The 19,674-nt window shown below is 62.8% G+C and carries 15 protein-coding genes and 1 pseudogene; 12 read left to right on the top strand and 4 right to left on the bottom strand.

The window, feature by feature from the left end:
- Nucleotides 1–109 precede the first annotated feature (109 nt).
- The 3 genes and pseudogenes from GD429_RS41045 to GD429_RS13465 form a co-directional block, all read left to right on the top strand.
- Nucleotides 110–346 carry a hypothetical protein gene (locus GD429_RS41045; RefSeq protein WP_152857368.1) on the top strand — a complete coding sequence of 79 codons (237 nt, stop codon included), beginning with the start codon at nt 110–112 and terminating at the stop codon, nt 344–346.
- 413 nt (nt 347–759) lie between these two features.
- Nucleotides 760–1,485 carry an OmpW/AlkL family protein gene (locus tag GD429_RS13470; protein ID WP_152857367.1) on the top strand — a complete coding sequence of 242 codons (726 nt, stop codon included), beginning with the start codon at nt 760–762 and terminating at the stop codon, nt 1,483–1,485.
- Between the two features lie 35 nt (nt 1,486–1,520).
- Nucleotides 1,521–2,498: pseudogene (locus tag GD429_RS13465) on the top strand (IS3 family transposase); the annotation flags it as partial.
- A gap of 45 nt (nt 2,499–2,543) precedes the next feature.
- On the opposite strand, the gene GD429_RS13460 reads toward GD429_RS13465, so the two are convergent.
- The 4 genes from GD429_RS13460 to GD429_RS13445 are packed head-to-tail and all read right to left on the bottom strand — an operon-like array spanning nt 2,544 to nt 6,999.
- Nucleotides 2,544–3,347 (bottom strand): alpha/beta hydrolase, encoded by an 804-nt coding sequence (locus GD429_RS13460; protein WP_321574592.1) that lies wholly within the window; start codon nt 3,345–3,347, stop codon nt 2,544–2,546.
- Nucleotides 3,344–4,918 carry a benzoate-CoA ligase family protein gene (locus GD429_RS13455; RefSeq protein ID WP_152857366.1) on the bottom strand — a complete coding sequence of 525 codons (1,575 nt, stop codon included), beginning with the start codon at nt 4,916–4,918 and terminating at the stop codon, nt 3,344–3,346. The genes GD429_RS13460 and GD429_RS13455 overlap by 4 nt, the downstream gene beginning before the upstream one ends.
- 48 nt (nt 4,919–4,966) lie before the next feature.
- Nucleotides 4,967–6,523 carry a 3,4-dehydroadipyl-CoA semialdehyde dehydrogenase gene (locus GD429_RS13450; RefSeq protein WP_152857365.1) on the bottom strand — a complete coding sequence of 519 codons (1,557 nt, stop codon included), beginning with the start codon at nt 6,521–6,523 and terminating at the stop codon, nt 4,967–4,969.
- An 11-nt stretch (nt 6,524–6,534) separates the two neighbouring features.
- Nucleotides 6,535–6,999 (bottom strand): DUF4863 family protein, encoded by a 465-nt coding sequence (locus tag GD429_RS13445; RefSeq protein ID WP_152857364.1) that lies wholly within the window; start codon nt 6,997–6,999, stop codon nt 6,535–6,537.
- 86 nt (nt 7,000–7,085) lie between these two features.
- Here GD429_RS13445 and GD429_RS13440 point away from each other — a divergent pair, with 86 nt between their 5' ends.
- From GD429_RS13440 to pntB, 9 genes are all read left to right on the top strand, one after another.
- Complete coding sequence (locus tag GD429_RS13440; protein WP_152857363.1) at nt 7,086–8,102, top strand: helix-turn-helix transcriptional regulator; 1,017 nt, start codon at nt 7,086–7,088, stop codon at nt 8,100–8,102.
- 112 nt (nt 8,103–8,214) lie between these two features.
- Entirely contained in the window at nt 8,215–9,873 is a 1,659-nt protein-coding gene (boxC, locus tag GD429_RS13435) for a 2,3-epoxybenzoyl-CoA dihydrolase (RefSeq protein WP_321574591.1), read from the top strand.
- 83 nt (nt 9,874–9,956) lie between these two features.
- Entirely contained in the window at nt 9,957–11,384 is a 1,428-nt protein-coding gene (boxB, locus tag GD429_RS13430; RefSeq protein WP_152857362.1) for a benzoyl-CoA 2,3-epoxidase subunit BoxB, read from the top strand.
- A 112-nt stretch (nt 11,385–11,496) separates the two neighbouring features.
- On the top strand, nt 11,497–12,774 hold the full coding sequence (gene boxA / locus GD429_RS13425; RefSeq protein ID WP_152857361.1) for a benzoyl-CoA 2,3-epoxidase subunit BoxA: 1,278 nt from the start codon (nt 11,497–11,499) through the stop codon (nt 12,772–12,774).
- Complete coding sequence (locus tag GD429_RS13420) at nt 12,774–13,568, top strand: enoyl-CoA hydratase-related protein (RefSeq protein WP_152857360.1); 795 nt, start codon at nt 12,774–12,776, stop codon at nt 13,566–13,568. The genes boxA and GD429_RS13420 overlap by 1 nt, the downstream gene beginning before the upstream one ends.
- Entirely contained in the window at nt 13,565–15,088 is a 1,524-nt protein-coding gene (locus GD429_RS13415) for a 3-hydroxyacyl-CoA dehydrogenase (RefSeq protein WP_152857359.1), read from the top strand. The genes GD429_RS13420 and GD429_RS13415 overlap by 4 nt, the downstream gene beginning before the upstream one ends.
- Nucleotides 15,085–15,885 carry an enoyl-CoA hydratase/isomerase family protein gene (locus GD429_RS13410; RefSeq protein ID WP_152857358.1) on the top strand — a complete coding sequence of 267 codons (801 nt, stop codon included), beginning with the start codon at nt 15,085–15,087 and terminating at the stop codon, nt 15,883–15,885. Before GD429_RS13415 ends, GD429_RS13410 begins: the two co-directional genes overlap by 4 nt.
- Nucleotides 15,886–16,313: 428 nt before the next feature.
- Nucleotides 16,314–17,921, top strand: coding sequence for a Re/Si-specific NAD(P)(+) transhydrogenase subunit alpha (locus GD429_RS13405; RefSeq protein WP_152857357.1), 1,608 nt, complete (start codon nt 16,314–16,316; stop codon nt 17,919–17,921).
- A gap of 22 nt (nt 17,922–17,943) precedes the next feature.
- Nucleotides 17,944–19,362, top strand: coding sequence for a Re/Si-specific NAD(P)(+) transhydrogenase subunit beta (gene pntB, locus GD429_RS13400; protein ID WP_152857356.1), 1,419 nt, complete (start codon nt 17,944–17,946; stop codon nt 19,360–19,362).
- Nucleotides 19,363–19,674: the final 312 nt, after the last annotated feature.

The following is a 19,674-nucleotide window of genomic DNA, read 5'->3' as shown; positions in this document are numbered from 1 at the left end:
TCTCTTCCAGTACGTATCTGCACGAAATTGCGGTTCCTTATGGTTGGCGCTGTGTAGTGTTGAGTGAACGCGAGGCCGAAAAATAGGAACCGTTCTGAGGGAGAACAGGATGAACGCTGCAGAAAGGTCCTTACGTTCGCTGGTGGAAAAATGGCTTGCGCCAACTTCTTCGACGCCGGTTCGGGTGACCGAATTCAGTCGTGCGCCCTCGAATCTGACTCGCTATGTGCGTGTCGAGGTACTGCGACCGACAGGCCCGGTTGGAATGTTTTTCTTCCGACACTGTGATGGTTCGTGGCGCGTTTTTCCGCCTGAGACCGAACGATTAGCGATGCGAGCCTATTAGAGTTCAGCCCTTGGCGTATACGGTAGCCGAGACAATATGAAATGTGCATAAGGGATAGTCCAATAAATCTGAACGCACGATACCGGCGCATAAGACATAAAAGACATGAAATCGGGTTCGTGACAACAATACTTGATCTCATGCAGCCTTTTCATAGGCTCAATCCATTACCTGACACTCGCTGAAGCGGCGTCAACGGTGACGTTTCAGTGAGTAAGCCTGACCTGATCAGAATGCTGGTGCGAGCAACGTAGAGACGCGGCTAACTATACAATTCAATCACAAAAATTTACTTAGTAATACAGATTCACCGAATGAACTTGGCAATACAGAAAATAGGTCCGCGGCCGCTACTGAAAAACATCCCATCTGCGTCGCAAAGCGGCGCCCCCACTTGAAAAACAGGAGACGACATGAAACATACCGGTGTGGCGATCCTTTTGTCGCTCTCGGCGATTTCGACAGCGCATGCTCAATCGGCGGGCCAGTGGACGATCAACTCGGGCTGGATGCATCTCGCGCCACAAGACTCGAGTCAGCCCTTGACTGTCAGCGCACTCGGCAGCTCGGCCACGGTTCCCGGAAGTGGCGCGTCGGTGTCTGACGCCGATACTTTCGCGCTAACAGCGTCATACTTTGTGACGGACCATGTCGCGATCGAGGCACAGCTAGGCGTGCCACCGAAATTGGGAATGAGCGGGACTGGAACGCTTTCAGCGCTCGGGGAACTGGGTAGTGCCCGCGTCTGGAGCCCCGCAATTCTCGCGAAATATCATTTCGGTGAACCAACGGCACGGCTGCGACCTTACGTGGGAGCCGGTGTCGCTTATGTCTGGTTCAGGAGCATCGAATTGAACAATCCCCTCGCGACCGGCCAGTTTCTGTATTCCCCGACGCTCGGTACGAGTCTGGAGGGACCAACATCGGCGTCACTGAGCAAATCATTCGCGCCGGTGATTAACGCGGGACTGACGTACAACATTGACTCGCACTGGTCGGTCGGCGTATCGGCTTCGTATGTCTGGCTGTCGACCAAAGCCACCCTCACGACCCGGTCGCCACTCGTGACCGTATCCACCACGACCAAAGTGAAGATCAATCCGCTCGTCACCTTCGTCTCAGTTGGCTATCGGTTCTGACATCCAGAATGCAGTTGATGGCGCTGGCCAGTCGACGCAACAAGTTCGGCGGCATGGACGTGGCAGACGCGCGTCGGCTCAAGGAACTGGAAGCGGAGAACGATCGGCTCAAGCGCCTGATCGCCGAGCAGATGCTGGTAATCGACGGCCTGAAGGAGTTCAGCCGAAAAAAATGACCACCCCGACGGGCCGGCGCGAGGCGCTGGAAGTCCTGACTCGGCGGGGGCCCTCGCAACGCAAGGCATGTCGCTACTTGGGATTGAGCCGCCGAGTGGCGACCTATACGCTCAAGCAACTGGAGAAGGATCGGAGTCTGGGCGAGAGGCTGATGGCAGCCGCGCAAGAGGTGCCCGCGCTTCGGCTATCGCCGGATGTCGGCCTGGCTGGCGTTGAGCGAATCGCGCGTGCGGCGAATGTGGCGGGCCCTGCAGCTCAACATTCCGCGCCGACGTCCTCGCCGACGTCGTTGCGGCGACGACATACGCCTGCCAGGCGCCACACGGCCCAATTCGGTCTGGAGCTATGACTTCGTGCACGATCAACTGGTGGATGGCCGGGCGTTGAAGATGCTATGCGTGATCGATGAATACACCCGCGAATGCTTGGCGATCGAGGTTGGCGCCAGCTTGCGGTCGCAGGACGTGATCTTGACGCTATCGCGACTCATGCGGCCGTACGGCAAGCCCGCGTTTGTTCGGTCGGACAACGGCGCAGAATTTACCGCTGCCAAGGTCATGCGTTGGCTGCGAGACGCTGCAATCGGTCCGGCCTTCATTGCACCTGGCAGGCCATGACAAAACGGATTCGTCGAAAGCTTCAACGGCAAACTGCGAGATGAATTGCTAAACCGCGAATGGTTCCGCAGCCGCGCCGAGGCCAAGGTGCTCATCGAACGCTGGCGGCAGTTCTATAACGAGCGCCGGCCTCACAGCGCTCATCGCTACCAACCTCCGGCCACGGTCCGTCGAGCCTGGCGGGATTCCGATAATATCGACGCGAGACTCACTGCCTGATTGGTCACAGAATTCCGCCGCAGGTCACATTCGTTGTCTCCTGATTTATGTATGCCGCTGCATGAAGGCAACGGTCTCGGCGATCAACAACGCAGACTGATCGCGGTGCGGCGAGTGCCCGCAGCGGGGCAATTCGACCAACTTGGTCTGGGGCACGCGCCGAGCGATGCCGCGAATCTGTTCCAGCGTGCCGTATTCGTCGTCCATGCCCTGCACCGCGAGCAGCGGGCAGCGGATCGCGCCGATTTCGTCCTCAATCGACCATTGCCGGAATGGCGGGTGCAACCAGATGTCGTTCCAGCCCCAAAAGGCGGAGTCGGGGTCATCGTGGTAGCGCGCCAGACGCTCGCGCAGGTCGGTGTTCAGGTAGGCTTCCCGTGTCTTTGCGATGCTTTCGACCGACAAGTCTTCGACCAGAATATGCGGGGCCAGCACGATGGTGCCGGCCAGTTGCGCGGAAAACCGCGCCGCATGCAGCAGTGCGATCGATCCGCCGTCGCTGTGCCCGAGCAGCCAGACGGGCTGTTCGGCGGCGTCCACGCCCAGGACGTTCAACAGGGCGGGCAGCACCTCGTGCGCCTGCCGGTGCATGAAGTCGAGACCCCACGCCTCCTCAGCCGCCCGCGGCGTGGATCGACCGTAGCCCGGGCGGGAATAGACCAGCCCCCGGCAGCCGGCGGCATCGCACAGACGCCGCGGAAAGCCCCTCCACATCGACACGGAGCCCAGCCCTTCATGCAGAAAGACGATCAGTGGAGCGTTGGCGCGATTGGCGCCGAGCCACTGGTACTCGATGCGTACCGTGCGCGCGCCCCAATCGATGTTGGCGAACTGTCCGGCATCGGTCACTGCGCTCCTCCTGCTTCAGCCTCGCGCAAACGAAAGCGTTGGATCTTGCCGGTTGCTGTCTTTGGCAAACCATCGATGAACTTGATGATGCGGGGATATTTGTAGGGCGCCAGCCGCTCCTTGACGAAGGCCTTGAGCTCAGCCTCGCTTGCCTGCGCTCCTTGCTTGAGCACGACGAAGGCCGTGGTCTTGGTTAGCCCCTCTTGGTCGGGTATGCCGATCACCGCGGCTTCGAGCACCGCTGGGTGTTGCGCCAGGGTGGATTCCACCTCGAACGGCGAAACGTAGATGCCGCTGACCTTGATCATGTCATCGCTGCGCCCGGCGTAGCAGTAGGTGCCGTCGGCGTTGCGCACATACTTGTCGCCGCTCTTGGTCCATCCGCCAAGAAAGGTCTCACGTGATTTCTCGCGGTTGCCCCAATACATCAGTGCAGCGCTCGGCCCCTCGATATAGAGATCGCCGATTTCGCCATCCGGTACAGGATGGCCGCTTTCGTCGCGCAGCTCGATCTGATAGCCGGGTACTGGCCAGCCTGTTGTGCCGTAGCGCACTTGGCCGGGACGGTTGGACAGGAAGATGTGCAGCATTTCGGTCGAGCCGATGCCGTCAATGATCTCGCAGCCGGATTGCGCGGTGAAGCGTGTGCCAAGATCGGCGGGCAAGGCTTCGCCCGCGGACGAGCAAAGACGCAGCGAAACCTGGTCGGGTGCGGGCAGTGCAGGCGAGGCCAGCAGGCCGGCATAGCCGGTGGGCGCACCGAAGAACACGGTGGGTTGATGATCGATCCAGCGCTTGATGGTGGCTTCGGGCGTCGGCCGTTCGGCCATCAGCACCACGGTGGCGCCAACGCTGAGCGGAAAGCTCAACGCGTTGCCAAGACCATAAGCAAAGTAAAGTTTGGCTGCGGAGAAACAGACATCACGCCCGTTGAGACCCAGCACCGGCTTGCCATAGAGCTGCGCGGTCCAGTACGGATTAGCGTGGCTGTGCAGCACGCCCTTGGGGCGTCCAGTCGAGCCAGATGAATACAGCCAGAAGCCGGGATCGTCGGGGCCGGTCGCTGCAGGTTCGGGCAGCGGCGCATGGCCGTCGACGAGCGCATCGAACGCGAGCGTGTCGTCGGCAAGCGGCTCGACCGGACGCGAGACGATCACCGCCTTGACCTCATGGCCGGCTCGAGCGAGCGCTTGCCGCAGAACCGGTAGCAGCGCCGCCGACACCAGCACGGCCTGCGCACGGCTGTGCTCGAGCATGTAGGCGTAATCGTCAGCGATGAGCAGGGTGTTAACGGCCACCGGCACGATACCGGCATACATCGCACCGAGAAAGGAGGTCGGCCAGTCGCTGCAATCGTGCATCAGCAACAGAACACGCTCCTCGCGCCGCACGCCTAAGGCTTGCAGCGCGGCGGCAAGGCGGCGGATGCGGTCTGCTAACTCGCCGTAGGTCAACTGTCCCTGGTCGTCGATATACGCGGTCTTGTGCGGGTGCTGCGCGTTGCATTCGATGAGATGTTGGGCGAAGTTGAAGGGGATACCGGGCGGTTGGACTGGCGATTGGGCAGTCATGCTGCTCTCTCCGTTTTTACAGGAGGCATTTGACGGATGGCGCTGGGCTTACAGGTGGGACAGCACATGCGTGCTGGCCTGCACAGCGCAGCGGCGGTGATAGAAGTTCAGGGCGCGCGGGCCGCCCAGCTCTTCGCCACCGCCCGCCCGTCCGGGGCCGCCGTGCAGCGATTGCGGCATGACGTTGCCATGGCCGGTGTGCGATTGGCCCGTATCGGGAGAGATCACGTGCACGCGACCATGGCTGTCGCTGAGTTCCAGGGCGGCGGCGGCCAGCGCGGCCGGATCGCTGCCATAGATCGAGGTCACGAGTGACCCCTGCCCGCGGCGGGCCAGAGCAAGGGCATGGTCAATATTGCGCGCGCTCTCCCGATATGGAAGCAGCGTGGCAACAGGACCGAACACTTCCGTGTCGTGCACGAGGTTGGCGGCATCGGCGTCCGCCGTGCCCAGCAGGGTTGGGCCCAGGCAGCAGGCCACTGCCGGATCTGCATCGATCAGTTCGTGGCCCGCGCCGTCGTGCAGCACCTGAGTCTGTTGGCGAAGGGTCGACAACCCTTCGCGCACGGCGGTCAGTTGCGCGCGGCTGACCAGCGCACCCATGCGCACGGCGTCGTTGCGCGGGTTGCCGACGGTCACCTTTGCGAGTCCCGCGCGGATCGCTTCGGCCGCCGGCACGTACAGCGATTCCGGTACGAGAATGCGGCGGATGGCGGTGCACTTCTGCCCCGACTTGGCCGTCATTTCGCGCACGACTTCTCTGGCCAGCAACCCGAGCGCTTCGCCATCGGTGGCCTCGCCGGGCAGGAGGATGGCGGAATTGACGCTATCTGCCTCGATATTGACGCGCACCGAGCGCTGTGTCACGGCCGGATGCGAGCGGATCACGGCGGCGGTTTCGGCCGAGCCGGTGAAGGACACCACGTCGAACGGCTGCAACTGGTCGAGCAGGCCCGCCGCACTGCCGCACACGATCGACAGGCTGCCTAGTGGCAGCACGCCGGCATTGATGACATCGCTGACCATACGCTGGGTCAACCATGCCGTTGCGGTGGCGGGCTTTACGATGACCGGTACGCCCGAAAGCAGCGCCGGCGCGGCTTTTTCCCACAGGCCCCAGCTCGGGAAGTTGAACGCATTGATGAAGAGCGCCACGCCGCGCGTGGGCACCTGCACGTGCTGCGATTGGAATAGCGGATCCTTGGCCAGCCGCACGGCTTCGGCGTCGAGCAGGAAGCGCCGGTCGCCCAAAGTCTCGCCCAGCTTGGCGTATGTGCCCAGCGTGAAGATGCCGCCGTCGATATCGATGGCAGAGTCGTTCCTGACCGTGCCGCTGTTGGCGGTGGCGATCGCGTAATAGTCTTCGCGGTTGGCTTGCAGGACGTTGACCACGGCGGCGAGCATGGCGCCGCGCTCGCGGTAGGTCAGCGCGCGCAGGGCTGCGCCGCCCCGTTCGCGCGCATAGGCAAAACCGGTGGCGAGATCGAGGCCGGTGGCGTCCACGCGCGCGAGCTCGTGGCCGAGCACGGGGTCGAACAGCGCAATCCCAGCGCCGGTGCCCGCCTGCGAGCGCCCCTCCAGATAGTTGGAAAGCAATTCGCTCATGACGTATTTGATCAGTTGGTGAAGTCGATGCGCCCCTCGGGCAGCAGATAGAGCACCAGGGCTCGGCCATTCGATACAGTCGGGCAATGCGCGCTGCCCGGCGGGCAGACCAGCCAGCCGGCAGGGCGGCCGTCAAACTGCGCATCTCCCTCGATCGGCATGATCAGGTCGATTTCGCCGTTCGGATGCGTGTGGTGTGGTCCGGCGATGTTCTGCATATCGACCACGTCGACCGAGAAATCGTGCAAGTCCTCGGCCGGTTTGAAGATGCGGCCATGGCGGATGCCTCCGCCCTGCCGGTTGCACAGCCAGCCTTCTGTAACGCCGGCTTCACAGGCTGCTTTGAGTGTCTGGTATGAGGCGCTCGAGGCGCCGTACTCGGTGTTCAGCCAGGCTTCCAGGTTGGCATCCAGGGGGCGGCCGGCGATGCGGGCCGTCAATTGCGCTAGCGCTGCGCGGAATACGGTCGGGGACATCAGGGGCTCCGTTAAACTCGGCGTGGTTGCAATCCAATATTTGATGCACTATTTTGCATGTATGAATCATAGGGCTATCGAAAACCATGTCAAGCACTATATTGCATAATTCAGGGTTAACCCGGTCCGAGGAGCGACGGGACATCGAAGGTGACGGTGCGCATGGCGAGGGCGCCAGCGTGCTCGCTGGCATGCGCGCAGACGCCGTGGTCAATCACGGCATTGACGGCAAGAACGCGTTCCTTGTGGCGCTGGGAGAACGTGTGCGTGATCTGCGCGCAAGGCGCGGATTGACGCGCAAGGCGGCGGCGCAGGCCGCCCACGTGTCGGAGCGCCATCTCGCTAATCTGGAATACGGCAGCGGCAACGCATCCATTCTTGTGTTGCAGCAAGTCGCTGGCGCGCTGCAATGTTCGCTTGCGGAACTGATTGGTGATGTGACGACGTCATCGCCGGAATGGCTGTTGCTGCGCGAAATGCTCGAGCATCGGGATGAGGCCACGCTGCGGCGCGTGCGGATCGCGCTTGGAGAAATGCTGGGCACGGGCGGCGAGAACGCCGCGCATGGGGTGCACAGCTCGCGCGTGGCGTTGATCGGGCTGCGCGGTGCCGGCAAGTCAACGCTGGGCCAGATGCTGGCCGACGATCTTGGCTTTCCCTTTGTCGAACTGAGCCGGGAGATCGAGAAGTTTGCGGGTTGCAGCATCTCGGAAATCCAGGGGTTGTACGGCATGAACGCGTATCGCCGTTACGAGCGGCGCGCCCTGGAAGAGGCGATCCAGATTTATCCCGAGGCGGTGATCGCCACGCCGGGCGGCCTTGTTTCAGACGCTGCCACCTTCAACCAGTTGCTTGCCCACTGCACGACGGTGTGGCTGCAGGCCCGGCCCGAGGATCACATGAATCGCGTGCGGGCCCAGGGCGATTTCCGGCCGATGGCGGCAAGCAAGGAGGCCATGGAGGATCTGCGGCACATCCTGGCGGGGCGTGCTGCGTTCTATTCCAAGGCGGAATTCCAGTTGGACACTAGCGCCCAGCCACTGGAGCCGACGTTTTCTGCGCTGCGCACGCTGGTACGCGAGGCGCTCAAGTTGCCCCTCTGATTTCCTTTGAATGTGCAAAATAATGCTTGACCGAAACTTGGATGCATGTACTATCGTGCTTGCATCCAAGTTTGGTTCATGCAGTATTCTGCTTTTCCAAGGAGACAGCGCCGTGACCATCGCCCCCACCGTCGACTATCAGACCGACCCCTCACAATACAAGCACCTCAAGCTGCAGTTCGAGGGCCCTGTCGCCACACTGGCGGTGGATATCGACGAAAACGCCGGCTTGCGCCCTGGCTACAAGCTCAAGCTCAACAGCTACGACCTTGGCGTCGACATCGAGCTCAACGACGCGCTGAACCGTATCCGCTTCGAGCATCCGGAGGTGCGCACCGTCGTTGTGACTAGCGCCAAGGAGAAGGTGTTCTGCTCGGGCGCCAACATCTTCATGCTGGGCGTCAGCAGCCATGCGTGGAAGGTCAACTTCTGCAAGTTCACCAACGAAACCCGCAACGGTATCGAGGACTCCTCCGCGCACAGCGGCCTGAAGTTCATCGCCGCGGTCAATGGTGCCTGCGCGGGTGGCGGCTACGAGCTGGCACTGGCCTGCGACGAGATCCTCCTGATCGACGACCGTTCGTCGGCGGTCAGCCTGCCTGAAGTGCCGCTGCTGGGAGTCCTGCCGGGCACGGGCGGCTTGACCCGTGTGACCGACAAACGCCACGTGCGGCACGATCTGGCCGACATCTTCTGCACCACCACCGAAGGCGTGCGCGGCCAGCGCGCCAAGGACTGGCGGCTGGTGGATGACATCGCCAAGCCGGCCGTGTTTGCCCAGAAGGTGCGCGAGCGCGCGCTGGCGCTGGCGGCGCAAAGTGATCGTCCGGCCGATGCTGCCGGCGTGGCGCTGCCCCCGCTTGCGCGCCGCACAGAAGCCGACGCGCTGCATTACACCCACGTCAGCGTGCAGATCGACCGCGCGGGACGCACCGCGACCTTTGTGGTGAAGTCGCCGGCCGGTGAGCAGCCGCGCTCCATCGACGACATTTCCGCGGCGGGCGCCGCGTGGTATCCGCTGCAACTGGCGCGCGAACTGGATGACGCGATCCTGTCGATGCGTACCAACGAACTGGACATCGGCACCTGGCTCATCAAGACCGAGGGCGATGCAGCCGCCGTGCTGGACATGGACGCCACGCTGCTGGCACACAAGGACCACTGGTTCGTGCGCGAAACCATTGCCCTGCTGCGCCGCACGCTCTCTCGCCTGGATGTGTCCTCGCGCAGCCTGTTCGCGCTCATCCAGCCGGGCTCGTGCTTTGCCGGCACGTTCCTCGAACTGGCGCTGGCGTGCGACCGTATCTACCACCTGGCGCTGCCCGACGACGAAATCCGTGCACCCCGGATCACCGTGGCGGAGACCAACTTTGGCGTGTATCCGATGGTCACCGGCCAGAGCCGCCTGGGCCGCCGCTTCTACGACGAGGCGCCGGCGCTGGATGCCGTGCGCGCCAAGGCGGGCCAGCCGCTCGATGCGGATTCTGCCTACGCGCTGGGCCTGGTCACGTCCAACCCCGACGACATCGACTGGGCCGACGAGGTGCGCATTGCCGTGGAAGAGCGCGTGTCGATGTCGCCCGACGCGCTGACCGGCATGGAAGCCAACCTGCGCTTCAACGGCCGCGAAAACATGTTCACCCGCATCTTCGGCCGCCTGACGGCTTGGCAGAACTGGATCTTCCAGCGGCCCAACGCCGTTGGCGACAAAGGCGCGCTCAAGGTTTACGGCAAAGGCGACAAGGCCGCCTTCGACTGGAACCGCGTCTAACACGCTCGCTGCCGTGTGGCGCGGACCCGCGTGGCGCGCCACAGGCGAACTCTCTCCACCGGGAGCCTGATCTGGAGACAACGATGTCCGGCATCAATTACAGCGAAAAGATTCCCAACAACGTCAACCTGAGCGAAGACCGCACGCTGCAGCGCGCGCTGGAGCAATGGCAACCCAACTACCTGAACTGGTGGAGCGACATGGGCCCGGACGGCTCGCACGGTTTTGACGTCTACCTGCGCACGGCCATTAGTGTGGACCCGCAAGGCTGGGCGCATTTCGGTCACGTCAAGATGCCGGACTACCGCTGGGGCATCTTCCTCAACCCGGCCGAGGCCGGACGCAAGATCCACTTCGGTGACCACAAAGGCGAGGACGCCTGGCAGGACGTTCCCGGTGAATACCGTGCCAACCTGCGCCGCATCATCGTCACGCAGGGCGACACCGAGCCTGCCTCGGTGGAGCAGCAGCGCCACCTGGGGCTGACCGCGCCGAGCATGTATGACCTGCGCAACCTGTTCCAGGTCAACGTAGAGGAAGGGCGCCACCTGTGGGCCATGGTCTACCTGCTGCATAAGTATTTCGGCCGCGACGGCCGCGAGGAAGGCGAAGCCCTGCTCGAGCGCCGCAGCGGCGAACAGGACAACCCGCGCATCCTGCAGGCGTTCAACGAACAGACGCCGGACTGGCTGTCGTTCTTCATGTTCACCTACTTCACTGACCGTGACGGCAAGTTCCAGCTCTGTGCACTGGCCGAGAGCGCATTCGATCCACTCGCGCGCACCACGCGGTTCATGCTCACGGAAGAGGCGCACCACATGTTCGTGGGCGAATCCGGCGTCTCGCGGGTCATCCAGCGCACCTGCCAGGTCATGAACGAGCTGAAGACCGACGACCCGACCAGGCTGCGCGCTGCTGGTGTGATCGACCTGCCGACCATCCAGCGTTATTTGAACTTCCATTTCAGCGTGACCATCGACCTGTTCGGCGCAGACGAGTCGAGCAACGCGGCCACCTTCTACAGCACTGGCCTGAAAGGCCGTTTCGAGGAAGGTAAACGCACCGACGACCATGTGCTCAAGGGCAGCAGCTACAAGGTGCTGCAAGTCGCGAATGGTCAACTGGTGGAAAAGGAAGTGCCGATGCTCAACGCGCTCAACGAAGTGCTGCGCGACGATTACATCAAGGACAGCGTTGCTGGCGTGGAACGCTGGAACAAGGTCATTGAAAAGGCCGGCATTCCGTTCCGCCTGAAGGTGCCGCACAAAGCCTTCCACCGCAACATCGGTGCGCTGGCTGGCGTCAAGGTGGCGCCGGACGGCCGGGTGATTTCCGAGGCGGAATGGCAGGCGAATGTGGCTCACTGGCTGCCGACGGCCGAAGACCGCGCATTTGTGGCCAGCCTGATGGGCCGTGTGGTCGAACCAGGCAAGTTTGCCAACTGGATCGCGCCGCCGGTGATGGGCATCAACCGCCAGCCCGTCGATTTCGAATACGTGCGTTTCAACTGAGCAGCATTTCAAGCCCTGATGGCTCGTCGTTCCTGCGATCGCGGGAACGATGGCAGGGCTCGATGTTCTCCGGACTTGCCACGCGCAAGCAGCCCGCCCCCTGGAGACCGCCATGGAAATGGCCGACATTCACGTCATCAAGCAGCATCTGATCGACCCCGAGATCTGCATCCGCTGCAATACTTGCGAAGCCACCTGCCCGGTCGGCGCCATCACGCATGACTCGCGCAACTATGTGGTCGACGCGGGCAAGTGCAACCTGTGCATGGATTGCATCTCGCCGTGTCCGACCGGCTCCATCGACAACTGGCGCATGGTGCCGCGCGCCAAGGCGTATACCGTCGATGCGCAGCTCGGCTGGGATGCGCTGCCGCCGGAGCTGAGTGCTGAACAACTGGCGGATGCCGGCGTGGCGTCGGACGCGCAGTCGGCACAACAGCCCGTGCAGATGCCGGCCGCCGCGGCAAGCGCCGAGGCACCCATCAACAGCACGCAATATGGCGCCACGCTGCCGCCCTGGTCAGCCGCGCACGCGTACACCAATCTCTATGCCCAGAAGGCTGCGCGCAAGTCGGTGACGGCCACCGTGGTCGGCAACGCTCGCGTGACCGACGTTGGTCGTGAATACGACACACACCACATCGTGCTGGATTTCGGCGCCATGCCGTTCCCGGTGCTGGAGGGCCAGTCCATCGGTATCGTGCCGCCGGGCGTCGATGCCAACGGCCGGCCGCATCATGCGCGCCAGTACTCCATCGCCAGTCCGCGCAATGGGGAGCGGCCGGGCTACAACAATCTTTCGCTGACCATCAAGCGCGTGCTGGCCGACCACCAAGGCAATCCGGTACGTGGTGTCGCATCGAACTACATGTGCGATCTGCAGGTTGGCGACAAGGTCGAGGTGATCGGGCCGTTCGGCACGAGCTTCCTGATGCCCAACCACCCACGCTCGAACATTGTGATGATCTGCACCGGCACCGGTAGCGCGCCCATGCGCGCCATGACCGAGTGGCGCCGGCGCTTGCGCGAGTCCGGCAAGTTCGAAGCCGGTAAGTTGATGCTGTTCTTTGGTGCGCGCAGCAAGGAAGAGCTGCCTTATTTCGGTCCGTTGCAGAACCTGCCTAAGGACTTCATCGACATCAATCTTGCGTTCTCGCGCACGCCGGGCCAACCCAAGCGCTATGTGCAGGATCTGATGCGCGAGCGTGCGGCCGATCTCGGTGCGCTGCTGGCCGATTCCGACACGTACATCTATGTGTGCGGCTTGAAGAGCATGGAAGAAGGCGTTGTGCTGACGTTGCGCGATGTGGCCGAGCAGGCGGGCCTGCGGTGGGAGGCTGTCGCCAAGGCGCTCAAGGAGGAAGGACGTCTTCATCTGGAGACCTACTGATGAACGAAATGCTGACGCTAAGCGTCTCGCGGCGTGGGCCTGGCGTTGCCCAGGTGACCATGTCGCGTGCAGAGGTCTTCAACGCATTCGACGAGGCCATGATTGCCGAGTTGGATGCCGTCTTCACACAACTGGCGAATGATGATTCCGTGCGCGTGATCGTGCTTGCGGGCGCCGGCAAGCATTTCAGCGCGGGCGCCGATCTGCAGTGGATGCAGCGTGCCAGCGTCGCGTCCCGCGAATGGAATCTGGAGGACGCCCGCCGTTTTGCCGCCATGCTGTATCGCATCGAGAACTGTCCGAAGCCCGTCGTGGCCCGAATCCAGGGCGCGGCGTTGGGCGGTGGATTCGGCTTGGCATGCGCTTGCGATATTGCCATTGCTGCGGACAACGCCAGCTTTGCGGTCAGCGAAGCGCGGTTTGGCATCCTGCCGGCGGTGATCGGCCCGTATGTGGTCAACGCCGTCGGCAAGAGGCAAGCCAAGCGCCTCGCGCTGGCCGCCACGCGCATCGAGGCGGAGGAAGCGCTTGCGATCGGGCTGGTGCATCGCGTCGTGCCGGCCGAGGCGCTGGACGCCGCGGTCGATATCGCGGCAGCGGAATTGTTTTCGGGCGGGCCGCATGCGCAGCGCGAGATCAAGCAATTGTTCGCGCAATTCGAAGTCGGGCCGATCACGCTGCAGGTGCGCGAACTGACGGCGCAGACCATCAGCCGCGTGCGTGGCAGCGAGGAGGCGCGTGAGGGTTTTTCTGCGTTTCTCGACAAACGCGCAGCACATTGGATTCCCACATGAGCGCGGATGCACTCAACACGGCAACCGTGCTGGTGGTCGGTGCCGGCATCATGGGGATCGGCATCGCGCAGGTCGCGGCGCAGGCCGGGCATCGTGTCCGCTTGTACGACGTGCGCGAAGGAGCCGCTACGCAAGCGTTGGGTAAGCTGGCCGCCAGCCTGGATGAGCGGGTCAAGAAAGGCAAGCTTGCTGCGCAGGTCGCCGAGTCGATACTGGCCCGCATCACGGCAGCCGCAAGCCTCGACGAAGCCTGCGACGCACAGTTGGCGATCGAGGCAATCGTGGAAGACCTGCAGGCCAAGCGTGTGCTTCTGCAGCAGCTTGAGGCGGTGGTCGCGCCCGATTGCGTATTAGCCACCAACACTTCGTCAATCTCGATCACGGCGCTCTCCAACGGCATGGCGCATGCGCATCGGTTGGTCGGCATGCATTTCTTCAACCCAGTACCGCAGATGAAGCTGGTGGAGGTGGTTTCCGGCTTACACACTGCGCCGGAGGTGGCCCAAGCCGTCTTCGATCTCAGTCTGGCCTGGGGCAAGACACCCGTGCATGCGCGCTCCACTCTAGGGTTCATTGTCAACCGCCTGGCGCGCCCGTTCTATGCTGAAACGCTGTCGTTATTGACCGAGCAGGCTGCAACGCCGCAGGTGCTGGATGCATGCTGGCGAGGCGCAGGTTTCCGCATGGGGCCGTGCGAGCTCATGGACTTGATTGGCCACGACACCAACTTTGCTGTGACGAAGTCAGTGTACGAGGGTTTTTTCTTCGACGCGCGCTTTGTGCCATCCGGCGTGCAGCGCGATTTGGTCGAGGGCGGCCTGTTCGGCCGCAAGAGCGGGTGTGGTTTCTATCGTTACCCCGAAGGCGCGCCGCCGCTTGTACAAATCGACTACGGGCCGCCGAAGACGGTAGATGACGTTGTCGTACATGGCCATGGTGTTGACGCGGACCATTGGGCATCAGCCGTCTCGGCAAGGTTGGCGGTGCTTGGGCGGGCACCGCTGCGCGAGCGCGGTAGCGCTTGGACTGGCCTTGCGATTGGTGGTGCGCGTCTTGTGCTCACCGATGGCCGCACGGCCGGTGATTTGAGCACGTTCTTGCGCTGCGCCGATGTCGCAGTCTTTGATCGGCTGCCGCAGTGGCCGCAGGCGCCCGGAACTCCCGTGGCCTACGCCATCGCCGAGGGGGCCAGCGACGCCTGGAGCGATGAGGCGCCCGCTTGGCTGGCGCAACTTGGTTTCGCTCCACAGTTGGTAGCGGACAGTCCAGGTCTCGTGGTCGCACGCACCATTGCAATGCTGGTCAACGAAGCGGCGGATGCCGTGTTGCAAGGCGTCTGTACGACGGAAGACGCCGATTCAGCCATGAGACTGGGTGTGAACTATCCAGCCGGCCCGTTCGAATGGCTGGCGAAATGGGGCGCTCCGGACGTGATCAAGGTGCTCCAAGCGCTGGATGCGCAGTATCGCGGGCAACGCTACCGGGTCAGCCCGTGGCTGCTCCGAAGGAGGGGGCAATGAGCCGCACATTGGATCTTGGGCCATCGCTGCAGGTGCGGATTGGCGACGACGGTATTGCCGAAGTGGTGTTCGGTCCTGAGGGAACAATGCCTGTCACGGACGCGCAAGGTCATGCAGAGCTCGCTGGATTGTGGCGCCGGCTTGGTAGCGAGCCTGATGTTCGCGTGGTGCTGGTGCGAAGCGTTGGCAAGGGCTTCTGCGCTGGTGGTACGACCGAGCTCGTGCAAGAGTTGCTCGACAGTGAGCGCGCTAGGTTACGCCTGCTGCGCGAGGCGCGTGACTTGGTACAGGGGATGATCGACTGCGATTTACCGATTGTCTCCGCAATAGGAGGCGCGGCTGTCGGTGCGGGTGCGGCGGTGGCTCTGCTGGCGGATGTCTCGATAGCCGCCACCAACGCGAAGATCATTGACGGCCACACCAAGCTTGGGGTGGCTGCCGGCGACCACGCGGCGGTGATTTGGCCATTACTGTGCGGTCTCGCGCGAGCCAAGTACTACTTGATGACTTGCTCGGCATTGACCGGGGAAGAAGCTGGTCGCATCGGCCTTGTCAGCCTAGCCGTACCTCCACAAGAGCTCGAGGCCCGTGCGCGCGAGGTGGCAAGTCAGTTGGCCGCCGGCAGCCCAAGCGCGCTGGCCTTTACCAAGCGCAGCCTGAATCATTGGGTGCGTGCGGCCTGGCCCGCGTTCGAACATTCTCTGGCACTTGAAGTGCTTGGGTTCTCGGGGGCGGATGCGCGGGAAGGATTGGCGGCACTGCGGGAGAAACGAGCGCCTAAGTTTGCCGCCCAATGAAATTCAGAAATCAGCGCTTCTCGACATCGAGTAAAGCTCGGCCAGTCCCTCGGCTGGTGACTTCGGCTTCTTTGCCGGGATGGGGTCGCCTACCCGAAGGAATTCGCCCTGCGCCTGGACGCGTTCTGTGCCATCTTGGACGTGTCAGGAATTTCGTGTGCTGAGGCCGGTTAAAAATCTCAGCTGATGGCGGAGGTGAATCGCTCGCCGAACAGAATGGCGAACTGATTGGCACCATCTTGTAAATTAATCTGGTGTGCTGAGTGCCAATGACCACATGGTTGAGGCCTCAGCATCCAAGATATAGCTCGGTTGCTCATCGTGTATCGAGCAACTTTTCCGGAGTACGCGAACTGACGAGTGCCTTTCATACAGAAACGGCACTCTGCGGTTCCCCCTATTGAACACCCAAGTCCAGGAAATCATTGATGCAGCCCAATCTGAGTTTGGCTCCCCAGCGCATCGGCGTGCCGCGGGAAACCTTTCCCGGCGAAAAGCGTGTGGCCACGGTGCCCGACGTGGTGGAAAAGCTCATCAAGCTCGGCTTCAAGGTGGCGGTTGAATCCGGCGCCGGCGAAGCCGCTAATTTCAGCGACGATGCTTACCGCAAGGCCGGGGCCGAGATCATTGACGGCGCCGCGCAGCTCTGGGCCACGTCCGACATCGTGCTCAAGGTACGCCCGCCCAGCAGTGACGAAGTGGCGCTGATGCGCGAAGACTGCACGCTGATCGACTTCATCTGGCCTGCTCAGAACCCTGAGCTGATGCAGCAACTGGCCGCCAAAAACGCGACCGTGCTGGCGATCGACTGCCTGCCGCGCACGCTCTCGCGCGCCCAGAAGATGGACGCGCTGACCTCCACTGCGGGCGTCAGCGGCTACCGTGCCGTCATCGAAGCTGCCAACGCCTTCGGCCGTTACTTCAACGGCCAGATTACGGCCGCAGGGAAGGTGCCGCCGGCCAAGGTCTTCATTGCCGGTGCCGGCGTGGCAGGCCTGGCGGCCATCGGTACGGCGGCCAACCTGGGCGCCATCGTGCGCGCTAATGACACGCGTGCCGAGGTGGCCGACCAAGTCAAATCGCTGGGCGGCGAGTTCGTCAAGGTCGACTACGAGGAAGACGGCTCGGGCGGCGGCGGCTACGCCAAGGTCATGAGTGAGGGCTTCCAGGCCGCGCAACGCAAGATGTATGCAGAGCAGGCCAAGGACGCGGACATCATCATCACCACTGCGCTGATCCCCGGCAAGCCCGCACCCAAGCTCATCACCGCTGAGATGGTGCAGAGCATGACGCCCGGCAGTGTGATCGTGGACATGGCCGCCGAGCAAGGCGGCAACTGCGAGCTGACCGTGCCTGGCGAAGCCGTGGTGCGCCATGGCGTGACCATCATCGGCTACACCGACCTGGCATCGCGCCTGGCCAAGCAATCGTCCACGCTGTACGCGACCAATCTGCTGCGCCTGACCGAGGAACTGTGCAAGTCCAAGGATGGCCAGGCGGTCGTCAACATGGAGGACGACGCGATCCGTGGCCTCACCGTGATCAAGGACGGCGCCATCACCTGGCCGGCCCCGCCGCTCAAGGCTGCACCTGTGCCGGCGCCCAAGGCCGCAACTGCCCCCGTGGTCGAGAAGAAATCGGGCCACGGCCGTGGTAGCGGCGCGCCCATGTCCGCGAAGGCGCTCACCATCACCTTCGGCATCGCGGCCGTGTTGTTCTGGTCCATCGGCTCTTTTGCGCCTCCGGCGTTCCTAGGCCACTTCACGGTGTTCGTGCTGGCCTGCTTCATCGGCTACATGGTGGTGTGGAACGTCACGCCCGCACTGCACACGCCGCTGATGAGCGTCACCAACGCCATCTCCAGCATCATCGCCATTGGCGCGCTGGTGCAGATCGCACCTCCGGAACTGGGCATGGACGGACGGCCCGACGGGCTGATTCGCTGGCTGGCCTTTGCCGCGCTGGTGCTCACCGCCGTCAACATGTTCGGCGGCTTTGCCGTGACGCGCCGCATGCTTGCCATGTTCCGCAAATAAGAAGAACGAGGAGAACCGAACCATGTCCCAAAGTCTTGCCACGGTGGCCTATCTCGGCGCCGCCATTCTCTTCATTCTCAGCCTGGGTGGCCTGTCCAACCCGGAAACGTCACGCCGCGGCAACCTGCTCGGCATGATCGGCATGGCGCTGGCCGTACTGGCCACGGTCTTCGGCCCGCGCGTCGGCCCGTCGGGCCTTGCCTGGATCATCGTCGCGCTGGTCGTGGGCGGCGGCATCGGCTTGTATGCCGCCAAGGTCGTGAAGATGACCCAGATGCCCGAGCTGGTCGCGCTCATGCACAGCTTGGTGGGCCTGGCGGCCTGCCTAGTGGGCTTTGCCAGCTATGTCGACACCTCGGTGCCGTTTCAGGGAGCGGAAAAGCTCATCCATGAGGTGGAGATCTACGTCGGCATCCTCATCGGCGCAGTTACCTTCTCGGGCTCGCTGATCGCCTTCGGCAAGCTCGCCGGCCGCATCGGTGGTAAGCCGCTGCTGCTGCCTGCGCGCCATTGGCTCAACCTGATTGCGCTGCTGATGGTGATCTGGTTCGGCCGCGAGTTCCTTGGCGCCCACGATGTGCAAGCCGGTATGACACCGCTGATCGTGATGACGGCGATCGCGCTGGTGTTTGGGGTGCACATGGTCATGGCCATCGGCGGCGCCGACATGCCGGTGGTGGTGTCCATGCTCAACAGTTACTCGGGCTGGGCTGCCGCAGCCACGGGCTTCATGCTGAACAACGACCTGCTGATCGTCACCGGCGCGCTCGTGGGTTCGTCAGGCGCGATCCTGTCGTACATCATGTGCAACGCGATGAACCGCAACTTCATCAGCGTGATCGCGGGCGGCTTCGGCTCGGGCGCATCGGTCAAGAAACCCGCAGGCGGGGGTGACGCCGCGGAGCCGCAAGGCGAGGTGGTGCCCGTGAGCGCCCAGGAGACCGCCGAGATGCTGCGCGAGGCCAAGAGCGTGATCATCGTGCCCGGCTACGGCATGGCCGTGGCCCAGGCCCAGCACACCGTGTACGAGATCACCAAGACCCTGCGCGAAAAGGGCGTGGACGTGCGCTTTGCCATCCATCCGGTGGCCGGCCGCATGCCGGGCCATATGAACGTGCTCTTGGCCGAGGCCAAGGTGCCCTACGACATCGTGATGGAGATGGACGAGATCAACGAGGACTTCCCAGAGGCCGACGTAGCCATGGTGATCGGCGCCAACGACATAGTGAACCCCAGCGCGGCTGAAGATCCTGCCAGCCCCATCGCCGGCATGCCGGTGCTGGAGGTCTGGAAGGCAAGGCAATCGATCGTGATGAAGCGATCGATGGCTTCGGGCTATGCGGGCGTAGACAACCCGCTGTTCTACAAAGAGAACAACCGCATGCTGTTTGGCGATGCCAAGAAGATGCTGGATGAGGCGCTCGGGGCGCTCAAGGGCTGAACAGCAGGCCTGCTTCGTTCCAATATGTGCGTATCGTAAGAACAAGCGGGCCATGCATTTCTGGAGCGAGCGTTGTGAGCGGTTAAGGTCCCAAGCCTTTGCTACACGCTGCGTGTGGCGCAAGGAAAGCCGCCCTGTTTTTCCCTGTTCCACGTTGGTAGTCGTGCCGAGCGACTCACTTCAGTCCTCTGAAATCCGGGGCGTTGTCGAGATTTTGGAGCGGGCAACATCACCACGGCCGGACCCTGAACGCGACGAAGAACATCGCGCTGACTGCGGGGCAGACCTCATCACATTTGCTGCGGGACGGAT

The organism is Burkholderia sp. BE17 (assembly GCF_009362305.1).
GTDB lineage: Bacteria > Pseudomonadota > Gammaproteobacteria > Burkholderiales > Burkholderiaceae > Burkholderia > Burkholderia pyrrocinia_C.
The sequence above is the reverse complement of the archived record's forward strand: the minus strand, read 5'-3'. Positions and strand labels throughout refer to the sequence as shown.